This window comes from Spiroplasma corruscae (genome assembly GCF_002237575.1).
GTDB classification, from domain to species: Bacteria; Bacillota_I; Bacilli_A; order Mycoplasmatales; family Mycoplasmataceae; genus Spiroplasma_A; species Spiroplasma_A corruscae.
Genome location: NZ_CP022535.1, coordinates 177,794 through 197,907, shown reverse-complemented (window position 1 = coordinate 197,907; position 20,114 = coordinate 177,794). Strand labels below are relative to the sequence as shown.

The 20,114-nt window shown below is 25.2% G+C and carries 12 protein-coding genes; 4 read left to right on the top strand and 8 right to left on the bottom strand.

Annotation, left to right across the window (positions count from 1 at the left end):
• Positions 1-30 precede the first annotated feature (30 nt).
• The 4 genes from SCORR_RS00960 (at position 31) to SCORR_RS00945 (ending at position 6,652) form a co-directional block, all read left to right on the top strand.
• Entirely contained in the window at positions 31-1,809 is a 1,779-nt protein-coding gene (locus SCORR_RS00960) for a ribonuclease J (RefSeq protein ID WP_094048238.1), read from the top strand.
• 1 nt (position 1,810) lies between these two features.
• On the top strand, positions 1,811-3,349 hold the full coding sequence (locus tag SCORR_RS00955; protein ID WP_094048236.1) for an APC family permease: 1,539 nt from the start codon (positions 1,811-1,813) through the stop codon (positions 3,347-3,349).
• Positions 3,350-3,412: 63 nt separating this feature from the next.
• On the top strand, positions 3,413-4,423 hold the full coding sequence (locus SCORR_RS00950; RefSeq protein WP_094048234.1) for a hypothetical protein: 1,011 nt from the start codon (positions 3,413-3,415) through the stop codon (positions 4,421-4,423).
• 1,302 nt (positions 4,424-5,725) lie between these two features.
• Positions 5,726-6,652, top strand: coding sequence for a hypothetical protein (locus SCORR_RS00945; protein WP_094048232.1), 927 nt, complete (start codon positions 5,726-5,728; stop codon positions 6,650-6,652).
• Between the two features lie 21 nt (positions 6,653-6,673).
• Here the strand turns inward: SCORR_RS00945 and SCORR_RS00940 are convergent, their stop codons facing one another.
• The 8 genes from SCORR_RS00940 to dnaE all read right to left on the bottom strand — a co-directional run bounded on the left by SCORR_RS00940 (position 6,674) and on the right by dnaE (position 18,786).
• Positions 6,674-7,444 carry a hypothetical protein gene (locus SCORR_RS00940; protein ID WP_094048230.1) on the bottom strand — a complete coding sequence of 257 codons (771 nt, stop codon included), beginning with the start codon at positions 7,442-7,444 and terminating at the stop codon, positions 6,674-6,676.
• Between the two features lie 88 nt (positions 7,445-7,532).
• Positions 7,533-8,729, bottom strand: coding sequence for a phosphoglycerate kinase (locus tag SCORR_RS00935; RefSeq protein ID WP_094048229.1), 1,197 nt, complete (start codon positions 8,727-8,729; stop codon positions 7,533-7,535).
• A 94-nt stretch (positions 8,730-8,823) separates the two neighbouring features.
• A complete protein-coding gene (gene gap / locus SCORR_RS00930; protein ID WP_094048227.1) occupies positions 8,824-9,837 on the bottom strand; it encodes a type I glyceraldehyde-3-phosphate dehydrogenase in 1,014 nt (337 codons plus the stop codon).
• Positions 9,838-9,954: 117 nt separating this feature from the next.
• A complete protein-coding gene (locus SCORR_RS00925) occupies positions 9,955-10,854 on the bottom strand; it encodes a DnaA ATPase domain-containing protein (RefSeq protein ID WP_094048225.1) in 900 nt (299 codons plus the stop codon).
• Positions 10,854-12,104 (bottom strand): DnaD domain protein, encoded by a 1,251-nt coding sequence (locus SCORR_RS00920; RefSeq protein WP_094048223.1) that lies wholly within the window; start codon positions 12,102-12,104, stop codon positions 10,854-10,856. Before SCORR_RS00920 ends, SCORR_RS00925 begins: the two co-directional genes overlap by 1 nt.
• A gap of 152 nt (positions 12,105-12,256) precedes the next feature.
• The gene (gene mutM, locus SCORR_RS00915; protein WP_211279183.1) at positions 12,257-13,090 is read right to left on the bottom strand and encodes a DNA-formamidopyrimidine glycosylase; all 834 of its coding nucleotides are present in this window, start codon (positions 13,088-13,090) and stop codon (positions 12,257-12,259) included.
• A gap of 13 nt (positions 13,091-13,103) precedes the next feature.
• Positions 13,104-15,791 (bottom strand): DNA polymerase I, encoded by a 2,688-nt coding sequence (gene polA, locus SCORR_RS00910; protein ID WP_094048219.1) that lies wholly within the window; start codon positions 15,789-15,791, stop codon positions 13,104-13,106.
• A 16-nt stretch (positions 15,792-15,807) separates the two neighbouring features.
• Positions 15,808-18,786 carry a DNA polymerase III subunit alpha gene (gene dnaE / locus SCORR_RS00905; protein ID WP_094048217.1) on the bottom strand — a complete coding sequence of 993 codons (2,979 nt, stop codon included), beginning with the start codon at positions 18,784-18,786 and terminating at the stop codon, positions 15,808-15,810.
• Between the last annotated feature and the right edge of the window lie 1,328 nt (positions 18,787-20,114).

Sequence of the window (20,114 nt, the reverse complement as noted above, 5' to 3'; positions counted from 1 at the left end):
AATAATATATTTAAAATCGAAAGGAATAAAATGGAAAATAATAAAGAAAATATAGTAACTAATTTAGAAAAAAAAATTGAGGTTAGGAAATTAAAAGATAATAAAAATCCAGAAAGAAAAAAAGTTGCGTACTCTGAGTACCCTACTAAAGTATTTGCTTTGGGTGGACTTGAAGAAGTAGGAAAAAACACATATTGTATTGAACATGACGATGAGATTATAATTTTAGATGCTGGTGTAAAGTTTCCAGATAATACTCAATTAGGTATTACTGCAGTTATACCAGATTTTAGTTATCTTGTTGAAAATAATGAAAAAGTAAAAGGACTATTCATTACACACGGTCACGAAGACCACATAGGAGGTATTCCTTACTTATTGCAACAGGTTGATGTACCAGTTATATATGCACCTGAATTAGCAGCAGCTTTAATTAGAGATCGTTTGAAAGAATTTAAATTACAAAATAAAACTGTAGTTAAAGAATATGTTGAAAATGATGTATATGCTACAAAATACTTTAGATTAGAGTTTGCGGCTGTAAACCACTCAATCCCTGATGCATTTGGAATTTATGTAGATACTCCTAATGGAGCTATTTTTTCGACTGGAGATTACAAATTCGATTGAACTCCATTGGGTCATAATGCAAATATCCAAAGATTGTCTCAATGAGGTAACGAAGGTATTCAACTTTTAATGGCTGATTCAACTAATGCAGAAGTTGAAGGATATACAATTGGTGAGAAAAAAATAATTCAAAATATCGATGTACATTTTTTAAAAGCTAAAGGGCGTATAATAATTGCTTCATTTGCTTCTAATGTCCATAGATTACAACACATTATCGAATTAGCTAATAAATATAGTAGACGAATAATAGTTATTGGAAGAAGTATTGAAAGAATTATAAAAATCATTAGACAAATTGGTCATTTGAATATTAATGACAAAATGTTTATTAAACCAAATGAAATTGACAATTACCCAAAAAATCAGATTATGATTCTGTGTACTGGAAGTCAAGGAGAGGCAATGGCTGCGCTTTCACGAATTTCTAGACTGGAACACCAAACAATTAAGATAATTCCAGGAGATACAGTGATTATGTCATCATCTCCTATTCCAGGTAATAGAGCAGACGTAGAAAATGTAGTCAATAATTTAACAAAAATTGGAGCCAACGTTATTGAAAACAGTGGCGAAAATAAAATACATACATCAGGACATGCAAGTCAAGAAGAGCAAAAATTACTTTTTACTTTACTTAAACCAAAGTTCTTTATGCCAATGCATGGAGAGTATCGAATGCTTAAAACGCATGGAGAAACTGCAAGTTCTGTTAATGTAAAAAAAGATAATGTATTTGTTGTTGCTAACGGAGATCAAATTTTATTACACAATGGTACAGCTGAATTGGGAAAGAGAGTTCCAGCTGATGCAATTTTCATTGATGGTAAGGATATGACTGGTAAGGCTAGCAACGTCATAAGAGAGAGAAATATATTAAGTCACGATGGCTTGATGGCTGTAATAATCTCAATAGATTCACAAACTAATAAATTATCTTCACAACCAAGAATAGTATCAAGAGGAAGTTTTTATGTCAGAGAAAGTGGTAATGTGATTGCTGAAGCAATTAATATAGTTACCAATGCTGTTCTTACAGTTCTTAATTCTAACAAACCTACCTTTGGTGCTATTAAAAACTCAATTAAAGAGTCATTATCTCCTTTTATTTTTAGATGTAAGAGAAGAAATCCTTTAATTATACCAGTCATACTAAACAGAAAGGCTGAAAATAAATAGTATGAAAACTAAGAAAGATCAGGTTGGCCTTCCTTCACTTATATGAATAGGAGTAAGTTTTATTGCAGGAATAACATTTACTGCAAGTTTCTCAACAGTAGTCGCTTCAAATGAAGCGGATGGTGTTGGTATACATATACTTTGGATATTTATATTGGAAGGTGCTGTTGCATTTATGTGTGCGTGAGCATTTGCCAAACTTGTAAAATATCATCCCCAAGCAAATGGTGGTGGAAGTCAATATGTCAGAACTGCATTTGGTAAGTTCTGAGGTTTATTAATGGGAATAATGAATTATTCCGTAGTTCCATTAATTGGAATGGGACTTATTGTATCAATGGTACGTCAAAATTTTGATGGCGGAGACAATAATCTAGTTGGATATAACAAAGATGGTTCTTGAGGTTCTTGAGGACCTTGAGGTAGTCTATATCTTGACTTGATTGCATTTGGATTATATATGTTCGCTGGAACAATCATATTTTTTGGAATTAAAAAATATAAATACGTTTCTGTAGTAATAGCATATTTAACTTGAGGAATAACTATTTCAATTATGATTTTTGGACTAGCAGCTGGATTCACAAGTGAATCATCAGGTCTAGACTATTACATAAGCAATTCAAAACTAAGTTTTGGTTCATTTAGCAAAACTTTTACAACTGTTTTCTTTGCATTCGCTGGAATAGAGACATTTATATCAACTGGTAAGAATATTAAAAAAAGAAGCAGAAACATGCCTATTGCTATAATAGTAATTATGATTGTTACAACAATATTTTATATCCTATTTAGTTTGATAATTATGTTTGCGGTTAACGATAGATTTATTGGTAACCCTAATCTACAAGTTTTTAAAAAATTTGATAGTAGATTTCTTCAAAACTTTGGACCTTGATTAATAATAATCTGTACAGTTCTTATGAGATTTAACTCATCTTTACAAGTAACTCTATTTGGTGGAGCTGTATTAGAACCATTATCATCACAAAGATTTATATCAAAAAAATTTAAAAAAGAAAATAAAGAAAATGTACCAGTTGCTGGTGTTATAACTACAATATTAATAATATCAATAACTGGATTTTTCTTCTTGTTTATTCCTGATATTGTACAAGGAACCATTAAGCAACCTTCACCATTTAATTATGGTACTATAGCAAACGTCGCGTCAATATTATTGCTATCAATTTATTATCTAGTAATACCAACCGCAATTGTTCAAGGTATTAGAAAAAAAATAAAAGTTAGAATTTGAGAATACGTCGGTTGATGCATAACCATGCTTCTACTAACATTCTTCTTTGTTATGTACTTTACGGATCTATTAAAAGGATTTATGAAAAGTAATGATATTCAATCAATTCTGTCAAGTTCATTCCAATTAATATATATATTCTCATTAATAGTAATAACTCTTTTACTTTACTTTGTATATAATAAAAAAGTATTAGAAAAAATTAAGGATAATGAAATAGAAATGAAGGAGTTAGAAGAATACGAAAAGTTATTCACAATTGTTTTACAAAAAGATAATTAAAAGCATTTTATGCTTTTTTTTATGCATAATCATATAAATGTTATAATTATAAAAAGGAGTTATATGAAGAAATTACTTGCAATATGTTTGACTACACTTGGGTTAACTGGTTCAACCACTCCTTTTGTGTCTAGTTACAAGAATAAAGTTTTTAAAGATGAAAAACTTCCACAAATTACTAAGCAACAAAAACTTGATATGAATCTTGATTTTAATATGCTTAATTTAGATGATTTAGAATTTATAAAAGTAGGAGCAATATGAAAAGCTGAAGTTGAAAGCGATGAGTTAGATAAAAATTTCAAAGATGTTGAATTAAAAAAACTATTTGATATTCTAGATAAATATGATACAAATGATTTTAAAATTAACTCAGTACTGACCAATTTTAAGAATAACAGAAAGAACTTGGACACAAAAAACACTGATAGATTAAATACTGTATTTACTAGCTTAAATAAAAAGTTGGATAAGATAACTAGTCTTAAACATAAAATAATAATTGAAAAACATAATAATAACATTTATGGAACTCAATATTATATTAATGTATTATTAGATATTACTTATAAAGATGATAATGATGGCGAGAAGGAAGAAAACAATATTAGAATTTATGGAATCGAATCGTATAAACCATTTACAAATTTAAATGACATAAAAAGTATCCTTGTTAATACATTCGATTTAACAATATATTATGTAGCAAGCATCAAACATAAAGATACAGAATTTAGTTCAAATATAATTTTTACATCAAACATTGTGGGTATTATTTTAAAACAATATAAAAATACAATTGATGAACAAAGATTCCAATATCAAATATTGAAATATATTAAAACAATTTGTGATGTTGAGTCATTAAGTTCTTTAGATAAATTAGGTGGAGAAAACATTGAGCTTGAAACGATTTTTGACTATGTAGAAACACCTGATGGTAAATTTGATGTAGGAGATGCTTTTACAGATAATAATGCAGGAATAAATAGAGATTATTTTTATGCAAAAATAACATCTAAGTCTCAAGTTCAAGGTGAATTTTATATATTATTGAAAAATGATGCTAAATAAAAGTTTGATATAATACTTTATTAGCGACTTTAAATAATAAGCAAATATGACATTAAATACAAGAATTTAATAACACTTCTTGTTTTTTTATTTTTAAAGAAAGATTAGTTACTAATCTTTTATGATTATGCATTTTTAACATAGTCTTTTTTATAGACAATTACTTTTTCTACATAGATTAATGTATCGATAATTTCAATAAAGTAAAAACATAATTCATAATGGAATAATAAAATTTATATCTTATTTTTTAAATTCGAAACTTTTGTTTTAGGTTTTAAATAAAATGGATAAAACTTAAAATAACAAATATTTTTCATCATCAAAATAAATGCTTAAACAATTATAAAAATTCTTGTTGATCTATATAAGAAAACGATATTAATATTTTTAATCTTCAAAATAACTTATTAAATAATTGATATGAGTAAAAAATAATTATAATTTTCCTTAATAAGTAATGAAAGAAATGATATCAAATCTTCATTTGTTCTATTGTTTTTTTATTATAAATCATTTTGTTACAGCATATAGCACTTTCCTAATGACATTAAACATAATTTTTATTTTACTATTTAAAATTTTTTGTGTAGTACTTTTAAAAATAAAAGTAAATTGCAATTGATTACAAGCTTCAATATAGTCTTTAAATTTTATATTTATTTTAAACACTTTATTAAATCATAATTTAATGCATCAACATCGAAGTTTTGTTCTTTTTAAGTTGGATGTTGATTTTTTAAAATAAGTATATGTGATAAATTAATATGTAAATAAATTATTAAATCTAAGTACTATGTCTTAATTTAAATTATTTCCATTTTTCTATTGATTGTAAATATGGTTTTGCTAGTTTCTTTTATTATATTTCTTAGTGCTATAACCAACTCTTAGTTTCTAAAATCTTTAATAAATAAACGTACGAAGGTCAAATACTTTCATTACAAAGTATTATAACTTGATCTATAGCATTTATATTAATTTTATTTTTAATACTTTATCATTATTTTTTAAATATAAAACAATATGCTAAATAGTCTATACTCTTAAATTTTACATATATACTTAGAACACCAAAGTAGTTGCTCAAATTTTCTTTACTATTAATTTATTTAATAGGTATCTATCAATTTTATTTTAAATGTTTATTAAGTATAAAGCTGTCCTTTCACACAAGCTCCTAAGACTAAACTTTAAATGTAGCATAATTGCTTATTAAGCATATAAAATCTGGTAGAATACTTTATTTAGAAACATTTTTTACTTAAATAAATGTTAATATAAACATTAGGAGGTGAAAATATGGTTAGAACTGGAAGATCTATGGGTTCTATTAGATTCATGCTTGTAATAGCAAATATATTTGGTATTATTGCAGGAGTTTTTGGAATAGGTGCTCTTATTTATTTGTTACAAATGACATTTAAGCAAGGTGTATCGAGCGAAGACTTAAAAAATATTTTTGATAATATTGATGCTAAATATATTCCTATCTTATTTGGATTTATTGGTTTTGTATCAATCGGTAATATATATTACTGTGCATTTCTAATAAACTTTATAAGAAAATCAGATGATGATACACTTATTAATAACCGTTGAATATTAGCGGTTTTCTCATTATCAGTTGGAGGTGTGTTCACACCAATTGTATTAGCTCAAATGCCTAATGTTAATGTGAAATCAACAATTAGTCCTAAATTTACAATATCAAAAGGTTATGGATTTAATGCTTTGATAGCTCCACTAGGAGGATTAGCGTTTTATTTATTATTTACTAAAGCAATTAATTTAGGTTATGAGTTAAATCAAATAAGTATTATATTTTATTCAGTTATTGGATTAATGATGTTTTGAGGAGTATTAAATATAATGCTGTTTGCATTGCCAAACTCAAAGGAAGCATGAAACAAAAAAGGATCACAATATACTTTTATGAATTTAGTTGCTACTATAAATATGATATATGCTACTATAATTCTTATGATTCAAATAATAATTTCAATATGATCAATTATTACAATTATTTCAGACCTTGTTGGTAGAAGAGGAAATAGTATGTCATTTATAAATGCATTACTTGCTCCTTTAAGAATAGCAATGCAACTATTTATTATATTCACTATAATTAAAACAATCAAAGGTCTATGGGCCAAAAGCGATAGCTTCGAATACGGAGTATATACAAATTTATCTGAAAAACAAAGAAATTATGAAATGAATAGATAAAAAAACCAATTTGGTTTTTTTTTATTCAATAAAATAAAGGTTATCATTCATATTTGACTTAGCTATTAACAATTCTTCATTAACTAATACTGCTCTATTAATGAAGAAATCACAAAATATTTCTTTTTTATTTGTATCTAAATTATACATATATGTTTTATTATTATTTAGAAAAGATATTAATATATTTTTTTTGTTTAAAAAATATATTTTTTTAAATTCATTACTTTTTTCGATATACTTTACAAAATTAAAATTTAAGTCATAAATAGATATTTTTTCCAATGAATCTTGAATAATATACTGATTATTTATATAAATAATATTAACAGCATCTATATTTATATAGTCATCTTTCTTTAATAAAAATATCTTATTCTTATTTTTAAATACGCAATCATCTTTTATTTTGTTAAGGAATAAGAAATCTTTTATTTTCTCAATATTGTACCCATTATAACCAATTGTTTTTATATTATTTTCATTATCAATAAATGTAATGTAATTGTTTTTATCAATAGTAAAAAAATTTTGTATATACTTATCTGAATTATAAATAATTTCAACGTCACTATTAGCTCCTAAAACTGCATCAAACTCCATAGGATTAGGGTTTGATAAAAAGTATCTCTCTAAATCACTCTTAATTTTAAGATTTTCCTTTAAAATAACCAATGGTATTCTCCCTAAAAAACAACTCTTATTCGGTTCTGAGTTTGTTAAATACAAATAATTAGAATCTACAAATATATTTTTGACTCAATAAGTATTATCAATTTTTCTTATTTTCATATACACCTCTTTAAGTTAGAACATTAATTTAATTATATATTAGAATAAACATCAAAAAAAACTTGCAATGCAAGTTTTATTTTTATTATTATTTATTTTGTATAATGTCTATTCCTGGAAGTACTTTTCCTTCCATGTATTCAAGAGATGCTCCACCACCAGTTGAAATATGAGTAAATTTATCCTTGTAACCTAACTGAATTGCTGCTGCAGCTGAGTCTCCACCACCAATTAAAGTAAATGCATCTTTTAAATTAGCGATTGCCTCACACACTCCAACAGTACCTTTTTTGTAATGTTCAAATTCAAATACTCCCATAGGTCCATTTCAGGCAACAGTTTTAGCACCTTTTAATAAATCTTGGAATAATTCAATTGATTTTGGACCAATATCTAATCCCATTTGATCTTCTGGTAAATCTAGACCAGCAAAGTTTGCAGGACTATCTTTAAATTCGTTATTAGTTGCTGAATCAACTGGAAGCACTATTTTTCCATTTGATTTTTCTAGGTAACTTTTTGCAAGTTCAACTTTATCTTCTTCACATAGTGATTTACCTATTGAATGACCTTGTGCTTTGAAAAAAGTATAAGCCATTCCACCACCAATAATAATTTTGTCTGCCTTTGTTAATAAATTATCTATAACACCAATTTTATCTGAAACTTTTGCTCCACCAATTATAGCTATGAATGGATGTTCTGGATTATCTATTCCTTTAGCTAACATTTCTAACTCTTTTTGAACTAAGAAACCAACGCAACTTTCTGATATATTTGAAGCTATACCAACATTTGATGCATGTTTTCTATGAGCTGTACCAAATGCATCATTTACGAATAAATCTCCTAAACTTGCTCAGTATTTACCAAGTTCTTCATTATTTTTTGACTCATATTTAACGACTTCATTATCCTTAACATCTTCAAATCTTGTATTTTCAAATAATAAAACTTCACCATTTTTTAAATTGTTAATTGAATTTTCAAGTTCTTTTCCACGTGTTTGATCTACAAAAAATACTTTTTTTCCAAGTAATTCTTCTAATTTTTCTGCAATAGGTCTTAATGATTTTTTAGCTTTATCTGCTTCTTCTTTGATTCTGCTTAAGTGTGAAAATAAAACAACTTTTGAATTTTTTTCAATTAAGTAATTTATTGTTGGCAATGCTGCTCTAATTCTATTATCATCAGTTATAACACCATCTTTGATAGGTACATTAAAATCTACTCTTACAAGAACTGTCTTATTACTAACATTTACATCTTTTAAAGTTTTTTTCATATAATTTTCCTTTCGATTTTTAATTAACAAAAAAAGCATACCCTTTTAACTAAATAATTAATTGAATTAAAAGAAATATGCTTATTTGTATTAATTAAAGAGTTAACATATGTTTAATTGTACGGATAAATTGTGAAGTAAATGAGTTTTCGTTATCATATCATGAGAATACTTTAACTAATTGTTTTCCATCTACAGTCATAACTTTTGTTAATGTTGCATCAAATATTGAACCATATTTTGATGATACAACATCTTGAGAAACTATTTGTTTAGTACAGTATTGTAATGCTTGACCTAAATCTGCATCATTTTTAACTGCATTTTCAATAGCACTATTTATTGATTCAACAGTTACTTCTTTACTTAATTCAACAGTTAAGTCTACAATTGAACCTGTAATAACAGGCACACGTAATGCTAATCCATCTAATTTACCATTTAATTTTGGTAAAACTTTACCAACTGCTGCTGCTGCACCAGTTTTACTTGGAACAATATTTCAAGCAGCAGCACGTCCACGACGTAAGTCACTGTGTGGTAAGTCTAATAATTTTTGGTCATTAGTTACCGCATGAATTGTATTCATCAATCCTCTAACTATTCCAAAATTATCATCTAACACTTTTGCTACTGGTGATAAACAGTTAGTTGTACAAGAAGCTGCTGAAACAATTACATCACTTGATGATAATTCTTTATGGTTAACTCCGAATACTATTGTTTTTAAGTCTCCTGTTGCAGGTGCTGAAATTATAACTTTTTTAGCTCCAGCATCTATGTGAGCTTGTGATTTTTCTTTAGAAACATAAAATCCAGTACATTCTATTACTAAATCAATTCCTAATTTTCCTCAAGGAAGTTGTGATGCATCTTTTTCGGCAAGAATTTTTATTTCTTTTCCGTCTACAATAATAGCCCCCTCTTTTGAACTAATTTTACCAGGCATAAATTGACCATGCGCTGAATCAAACTCCAATAAGTAAGCAAGTGCATCAGAACTTGTTAAGTCATTAATTGCTACTATTTCTATGTCTTTCATTTCGAATAGTTGTCTAAATGCTAAACGTCCTATTCTCCCAAATCCATTAATCGCTAATTTTTTCATTGTTTTAATTTCCTTTCACTTTCATATTTTACACCCTAAAATAAAGACTTTATATTAGATATAATATAATTTTTTCTATATATTTTAATAAAAAAAATAATAATGGAAAAAATTCCATTAATATCTTTTATTCTCACCTTTTATATTAATTACATAAGACAATGCTTTGATTCTCTCGGTAAATCTTCTTGTTTTTATTAGGTCAAAGTTTTTTAACTTAGAACTGACAGCTTTTTTATTAAGATAATTTTCCTCTAACTGTATTAATGAAAAGTTAGAACTGAAATATGTTCTTAAATTTTTTTCCATTCTATAGTTTAATAAACCAAATAAAATTTCGTCTCTACTTCAATCTGTTACAACTTCTCCGCCGATATCATCTAATATTAAAACATCAACATCACAACACTTATCATAAAAATAATTTGCATCATCATGATAGTTGTTATTAAAAGTATCTTTAATGATCTTTAAGAACTTATTAACGGAAACAAAAATAACCCTATTATCCTTTGTCGCCATAGTATTAGCTAACAACTTTAACAAAAATGTTTTACCAATACCGGGTTTTCCATATAAATAAAAACCTTTCATTATTTTATTGTTGAATGTTTTTTTAAACTCTTCAAAGAACTTTATAATACTTGCATCACAACCAACTAGCTTAGTTTGTTCAATATAGTCACCAATTGTTTGTCTAATTTCTCTTTTATCGTAATCACAATAAATTATATTTTTATCAATTTTATAATACTTATTTTCAAATAATCAATGATTACATTTCTCTGTTGTTATATAAAAAAGTTTATTTCTATATAACAACTTTTGCTGTACTCCTTTTATTGCTTGTTTGCAATCAACTAACGGTTCATCAGAATTACAATAAGTGTAATCATTTAAAAACTCCTGAATTATAGATGAATTATTTTGTAAGACGCTATCATCTATGTCATACTTATCTATTAAAACTTTAAGTTTTGGGTTAGACTTAAATTTCTTGACTAAGTCATCATTCATTATAAATCTCCTCAACCAGATAAGTCTACTTTAATATCATTCTCTACTTTTATTTCATAACCCATATTTTTTACCTCTTTATTGATTGATAATGCATCACTATCTTTGATATTATTTTTTAAAACTCTTGAGTTTTTATGAGCTATTATTAGATATTCCATAGCTTCTTCAGCTGTTTTAATATTATTTTCATTTAATGATCGAGCTATTTTATATATATAATTTGCTACAATTATCTTTTCATTCTTTAAATATGAAAACTCTAATAAACAGTTTATAACTCCATCTCTTAATTTATATTTCATTGTTAATTCTCTTAATAAGTCTTTTTGAGAAGTTAATAAATTATCTACATTAATCAAAGCTTTTAAATATAAGTCGCATTTAATTGTTTCCATTTCTTTTACTTTAATATTTCTTTTTTCAATCATACTCTCATTTACGTCAAATAATTGATTTCTCAATAAGTTATTTTTATATTTTAGTTCAGTTAATATTAGACTATTTATAATGGTTCTATTATTTTTTGTTATTACTTTTAAACCTGCTTTTACTACTAACTTAATAAATAAATCCTTACTAATTTTATAAAGTAGAAATATTTCATTTAATCATGAGTACATTAATTCTTTTCCTAACTCACAAGTAACTCCATTTTTTTCCAAATTATTTATTATATCATTCAAATCCTTTTCATTAAGAGTAAACAATTTTGATGGTTTAGGTTTTAAAAAAGATTTATTTGATAGATCAATACCAAGATTTGAAATATCAAATACATCAGTAAATGAAGAAGAAATATCAACGCATTCACTTTCTGAAGTAATTATTTTATTATCATCCCTAAAAATAAATCTTAATACTTCATAATCATAATTACCAAGCTTTTTATATAGATGATTGTTAAGTGTTTCGTTTTCAAAAAATAGTGAAGGTTCTAATGGTGAATTTAGATTAAATACATAGTACTCTTTTTTAACATTTATTAATGTTTTTAAAAGCCCTATTGCTTCTAACTTTTTGATATTCTTGAAATATTCTTCTTCTTTTAATCCTATTAAAACAAATAGTCTATTTAGTTTGAATTTATAGTTTTTAAGTTCTTTCAATATCAACCCTTCCTCTAATAGGGTTTTATATATAGTAATAGCTTCTACTCCTACAATAGGTTGATATAAATATGTTAAAACTTTAGAACTAGGACGATCTATTATATTATTAAGGAATATTCTATATTCATAAAAATTCACGACTGATACCCTCCGCTTTATATAAATTAATATTATGTTTAAATCTATTTAAATAGAATAGATTTAATAATATTTAAAAATTTTAAATAAAAATGTTAATAACTTTTTTATTTAAACCAATGTTTACAAGGGTAATTTAAGTTATCCACATGTTAGTACAATATTTGACAATTACTACATATATATGTTCCTCTGCCATTTACTTTAATTTTAATAATATTAGTTTTGCAAACAAAACACGGTTCATTTTTTCTTAAATGAACTTTTAACTCATTTTGAAACTTACCAGATATGCCGTGTCCTGCCTTGTAAGTACTAATTGTAGACCCACCTAGTTCTATTGCTCTTCTAAGTATTTTTTTACTAGATTCGTATATATTATTATATGCATTTAATGATAGTTTATTAGTTTTGCTTTCAGGATGTATTTTTGCATCAAACAATATCTCATCAGCATAAATATTACCAATACCTGAAATTTTAGTTTGATCTAAAAGTATTGTTTTTATATATTTATTTGATTTTGACATTAATTCAAATAAATATATACCATTAACCGCTTCATTAAAAGGTTCAGGACCTATTTTTACAATAGGATTTATTTTTTTATATTCATCTTTTAATTCTAAATTGAAAGTACCAAATTTACGAGTATCATCATATATCAAATAATAACCATTATCCAAACTAAAAATCGCCTCAATATGTTTTTCGCTAACTAAGCTTAAATCATTAATGTAAAATCATTTACCTTCCATTCTAAGATGACTAATTAAAACATAATCTCCTAAATCAAAAATTATATATTTACCAATTCTAGTAATATCAAGTATTGTTTTATTAATTAATGTATTTTTAAATTCATCAACTAAAATATCTGTTTTTATTAAATTAGGGTATAAAATTGAAATGTTTTTAATTATTTTCCCTATTACATTCTTCTTTAAAATACTTACGACTGTTTCAACTTCTGGTAATTCTGGCATAATTATTCCTCTTTTATTTTAGGTCAAGTCAATTCTTACCTATACTATAATTTACATCTAAACTAACTCTCGATGATCTACAATGATTGTATTTATCTAAAATTTTATTATATGCTGCAGACATTATATATTCTATTTCAGGAATCAATTTATCTACTTCATTTGACTTAACTTTAAAAATTATTTCATCATGTATTTGCGCTACCATTTTGGCTTCGGTGAAATTTTTTAAGAGTATTTCTCAAATTTCGATCATTGCGACTTTTAAGATGTCAGCAGCTGTACCTTGTATAACCGCATTTACAGCTGCTCTTTCTCCAAACTGCTTTATCATGAAGTTTGAACTTTGTAACTCATAAATATATCGTCTTCTATTTGCCATAGTTTTGACATATCCTTCAGAATTAGCAAAATTAATAACATCTTTTTTAAAATCAAGTATTTCCGGAAATGATTCATAATAACTTTTAATATACTCTTTTGCTTCTTTCATTGTAATATTAAGATCTTTTGACAAACCAAAGTCACTTAATCCATATAATATTCCAAAATTAAATGTTTTTGCTATTCTTCTCATTTCAGAACTAACTTTTTCATTATCGGGAATCTTAAATATTTTTTTTGCTGCTTCTTCATGAACATCTTTACCAGATTTAAAAGAGTCAATCAAATTTTTTACATTAGCAACATCTGCTAATACCCTTAACTCAATTTGAGAATAGTCAAAACTTAAGAAAATGTAATCTTCATCACAAATAAATATTTTTCTAAACTCCCTTTGCATTTCATCTCTTATGGATATATTTTGTATATTCGGGTATATAGAACTTAATCTTCCCGTTGATGTTAAAGTTTGATTAAATATTGTATGAATTTTTTTATCTGAATAAATATACTTTTCAAAACCTTTTAAATAAGTAGAATATAACTTTTGATACTTTCTTATTAACAAAATTTTCTCTATACTTGGGTTAAATTGTACTAGTTTTTCGAGAGTTTCCTTGTCAGTGCTTCCTTTATTTAAGTCGGGCAACCCTAACTTAACATATAATAATTCTTTAAGTTGTTTCGGTGAACCAATATTAAAATCATCGGTAATATCTTTTTTAAATATATTTTTTAAATCTTTTTCTAAACTATTTATTAGTAAAATAATATCTTCCGTTTGTCTTTTTAATACTTCTGTATCAATTAGAATTCCTTCGTTTTCCATATCTATAAGGACTTTTGAAAAAGGAAGCTCCATAAATTCATAAAGTTCGAATTGTTCTGAAGCTATAAGTTTTTCTATTACTACATTTTTTAGTTCGTTTATAAAAATAGACTTTTCAACAAGATATACTTCTTTATCTTTTGGGTTTACATCCTTTGTTTTTTTAGCTCCCTTACCGAATACTTCATCAAAGGTTTTAAGTTCTGAATCGGGTTTTAAAAATAATAAATGTGAATCAAAAGTTGATTTAATACTTGAGTTAAGTACATATGTAGCTAACATCATGTCATAAGTAAAATTACTTGAATTTATTTTATATCCAATATTCTTTAATGATGTTATTGTTTTTTTAATATCATAACTACAAAATTTTTTACTTAATATAAATTCTTGAAAAGACTCATCTAATTGTGGTTTATTTCAGTTAAAAATATCAACTTCACTACTATTAAGATTTAAATAAAAGTTTCCTTTGATGTTTGAAATACTTATTCCGATAATGTCTGGCATATGGTAGTTGTCATTAAGTAATTCAATATAGATTGAATTTTCATCACAACTATATTTTTCTTCTCACTTATTTAGAACTTTATAATCTAAATTTGTCTCTTTTATTATATTAGGAGTATTTTGACAATATTTTTTTACCAGAGATTGCATTTCATACTTTTGAAAAAAAGTTTTTAAAGAGTTGTAATCAATATTTGTACATTCTAAATTAAAATCAAGATCAACATCAGAGAATATGGTCGCTATTTCTTTAGATAGATAAGCATCTTCTTTTCCGTTGATTAATTTTTCTTTTTTCGCCCCTTTTATAGACTCTATATTCTGATAAATATTTTCAATATTATCATACTCATTCAATAATTCTTTTGCTGTTTTTTCACCAATACCAACTACTCCCTTTATATTATCAGACTGATCACCTCTTAGTCCCTTATAATCAGATACTTGATATGGTTTAATTCCTCATTTTTCTTGAAGCTTACTTTCATCATAAATTAAGATATCGCTAGTACCAACTTGTGGTGCTAGTACAAATACTTTTTTTGTTATTAATTGATACATATCTTGATCACTAGTTAATATATGCACAATTACATCATCTTCATTTTCCAACTTTTTAGCAAGTGTTCCTATAATATCATCTGCTTCATAATTGTCTATTTCATATCATTTAATATTTGCATTTGATAAAAACTCTCTAACAATAGGGAACTGTGTAACTAATTCAGAAGGTGTCTTTTGTCTACCATCTTTATATGTTGGCAACTTATCATGTCTAAAGGTTTTTTTTCCTTTATCAAAAGCAACAACAATACAATCATAATTATTATTAGTATTAATATTAAATAACATATTAATAAATGAGTAAACTGCGTTTGTTGGTTGTCCCGATGTTGTAGTTAAAGTGACTCTTCCAAACGAACTATAAAAAGCTCTAAATAATAAAGAGTTCCCATCTACTAATAAATACTTTTTCATAATAATCCTTTTCTAACTAATTTAGTTGATTTATAACATTAACAAAACTAAATGATAAATTTTCTTTATAAAATTGGGTTCTTAAAGTAAAAATATAGTATTTTCCTTTAATTATTTTATCTTTTATTGATCCATATACACTTGAAAATATTGAGAATTCTAAACTTTCAGTTTCATCTGAACATCTAACAAATGCCATCTCCTTATTGTTTTTATCAAATTTAATAACAATATTTTCTACCAATGCAATTATGTTAACTTGAGTATCAGGTAAAACAATAGATTCGATTTTTGATAGGTTATTATTCTTAAACTTTTTTCTTAAATCTATAATTGGATTAGATGATATAAAGAAACCGATATATTCTTTTTCATAACATAATATTTCTTCATTACTAAACTGAACATTAGGTATATCAATGCTTAAGTTGTAGTTATCTAAACTTTTATAAGACTTAATTAAGTTAAATATTTCTTCTTTATAGTCTATTAAAGCTTTTCTTGAAATTCCAAAACAATCAAAAGCTCCTGAATAAACAAGGGCTAAATATTTCTGTTCAGTTAAAGTTGATTGGTTTAATGAATATAATAATGTTAATAAGTTTTCAAAAATTCTCTTATTATTTAAATATGATTCCTTAATTTTTCTAATAAACTCTGGACCAATATATTTTATAACCGTTAAAGGAATGTGTAGTACATTATTTTTTATTACAAAATTGCTTGATAAATTTTTAATAGTTGGTGGTTTAATTATATACTTATCTTTTTTTACCTCTTTTAAGTATTGTTTTGTTTTTTCTTCATTTCTAATGACTCCATTTAATAATGCACAATAAAAATATAGTTTGTAGTGTGTTTTTAAATATGCCATCCAGTAACTAATAAAAGAATAGGAAACCGAGTGAGATTTATTAAAACCATAGTTTGCGAACTTTTCAATATAGTTTCATAACTCAATAGATTCTGACTCTGAGTAATCATTGTTTTTTGCACTATTAATAAAACTTTCTCTTTCTGTGTGCAATAAGTTTTGATCTTTTTTACTTATTGCCCTTCTAACAATATCAGCTCTGCTATAAGACATTTTTGAAACTGTTTTTAATATCTCTAATATCTGTTCTTGATAAACTATAACACCATATGTATTTTCTAATATTCCTTTAAGTTTTTCATTTACATTCCATTTTTTTATCTTATTATTTTTTCTATTTAGAAACTCTTGAATATTATCTTGCGGTCCCGGTCTATACAAAGCACTAGTAATTGCAATATCATCAATGGATTTTACCTTCATAGAAACAAGTAAGTTTGTCATTCCTTTTGATTCTAATTGAAATACTCCTAAAGTATCACCCTTATTAAGGGTATTAAAGGTCATTTCATCATTGAGATCTATATTTTCTAAAGCCAAATTCTCATTTGTATTTTTATTTATAAGAGTTAATATATCTTGAAGTATTGTAAGATTCCGTAACCCTAGAATATCTGTTTTTATTAATCCTATTCTTTCAAGGTAGTTCATCGGATATTGAGTTTGTAATATACCATTTATTCCAACTTTTAATGGAACAACTTCATTCATTAACTTATCGCAAAACACTACTCCAGCTGCATGAGTCCCTGACTGTCTTGGTAAGCCAACAATGTTTTTAGCTACTTGAAATAATTTAGGATATTTTAAACTATAGTTGTATAATTTAACACTATTTAATAAAGCTGCTTCCATGTTTAGCATATCTTCGTTTGAAATAGATTTTGTCATATCATTTATATCAAGTAATGGAATTTCTAAAACTCTACCACAATCTCTTAAAGCGTTTTTAACACCTATTGTTTGAAAAGTTGTTATAGTTGCAAAATGATACTTTCCATATTTTTCGAATAAGTATTCTATTAATTCTTCTCTTCTATCATCTTGAAAATCTATATCAATATCAGGAAGAGTTATCCTTTCAATATTTAAAAATCTTTCGAATATTAAGTTTCACTTTATTGGATCAACTTTTGTAATCTTTAATAAATATGCGACTAAACTTCCTGCCGCAGAACCTCTTCCGGGGCCATATAATATACCAAGCTCTACTGATTTTTTTATTAAATCATGTACTATTAAGAAATAATCTGAAAAACCCATAGAATATATTGTTTCAAGTTCATATTCTAATCTATTAGTATAAATACTTCTTTTATTGTCTTCTATATCATTTAAGTAAAGTTCTAGACTTTCTTCACAAATAAACCTTAGATATGAATCTGACGGCATTTTCATACTATTTGGGTATTTTAAAAAATGCTTATCATTATTAGTAATTACATCATCGTCAACATTATCAATTATATATTGTATGTTATAATCGTGATTTTTAATATCCACAATATCTTTTATTTCTTCAATGGTTTGATAATAATAATTATTCTGATCGTTAACTTCCTTATAAGTAATGCCATTTTTTAGTGCTTTTAGTGCTTTATAAACCTCGAATGATTCCTTATTTAAATAACATATTTTATTTGTATAAATTATTTTATTTTTATTAGACACGCAAATAGAACTAGCACTAAAAAAGATATCATTTTCATCAATTTTTTTTGTGAATGTATTTATAAAACTAATTTCATCTGTTTGCAAAACAATAATATGATTATCATTAACGTATGATTGTATGTCTTCAAGTATAAAACTCTTATTGCCTTCTAACGTTTCTTGTATAAATGTACTTAATTTAATAAGTGAGATATATCCTTTATTATTTTTGGCATATATATATAATAAACTATCATTAATAGCAACTTTTAACCCAATAATAGGTTTTATATTATTTTTATTACAAGCATCAAAAAATTCATAAGCGCCATACATAACATTTTCATCAGCATAAAAACCAACATTTATATTACTCTCTTTTAGAAAACTTACATAATCATTTACTTTAATAGTAGAATCTAAAAAATTATAGCAGGTTTGAACACCAATTATTGCTTTGTAATTCATCAAAATACCTCTTCTTAACTATTCTACAATACATTAGTAAATATTGCATAAAAAAAACCAACCAAATTAAATTGGTTAGTCAATAAGCATATCTTAAAATCAACAATCTTTTATCTATAGTTTCAATACGTTAACAAAAATATTTGCTAACAATTTTATTATAGTATAAATAAAATAAAATTCCATAATTTTTTTAAAAAAGTGAAATTTATTTTATGTTTAACCTTTAATATGTATTTACTTCATATTATAGATAACATCATAAAATTAACTAAGAAATAATCTAGCAATGATTTTTGATGTAACACAATTTATTCTTAAAATAATAGCTATTTGCAATATATCCATTACCATATTTATTGATAAATTATCATCCTTTTAATGATTATAAGTTATTGAGTAATAAATAATCACGATAATATTTACAACTTGATTAGTTTTCCTTTAAATACTTATCTATTTATATAAGCACTTGTATCTAATAAACCAAAAAATAAATAAATTATTAAATTGGTTACATTAACTATAGTTTTGTAATGATCATTTAATTGATAAAATGAATTAAAATTATCTGAGCTATATTTTATGTAAATATACATCATATTAGAAATTAGATTTGATATACTTTTTTAAATACTAGTGATATATTCTAATACACAGTTTTCAGACTATGCATAAGAATTCAGTTAGTTACAAAATATAAATACTCTATAACTTTAAAAGAATTAGTTTCAAATTATTAAAATCAATATGAAGGTTATTATTTTTATATATAAAATTATTTATAACTAATGTTCAAACAAAATTCACACTAATTGATTTAATGTTGAAAACGAGTGCTTTTAATTCTTTTTAACTCTTTTTTTATTCTAAAGTACATTAATTACATTTTTTAAATTGCACTATTATATAATACATATTAAACTATTTTCTACTCTAATTACATCGTCATTCTATTTTAAGTTATAAGACCTTCTGATAATTTACAATTATAATAATTTATGTTTATATAAATAATGTTAACAACTGTGTCTCTCCATTTGAAACGTGCTTTATTGCAAAACCTAGCACTAACAAAATACTTATGCCAAGTATTCTTATTTATATTAATCCTAAACTTTAATATTCTTTATTGGTCAAGAACTAGGTCTAAAATCACGAGTTTAAAGATGGTTATTCAAGTATAAAAAGCGGTTCTCGCTTTAGTTATAATTTGATTATTAAATTAGAATAATTTCTTTAATCTTATTTTCTAATATACCATCTGTTGTTCTCCATTTTTATTAAAATAACTTGTTTTTAAACCAGTATTAGATTAAATATAAAAA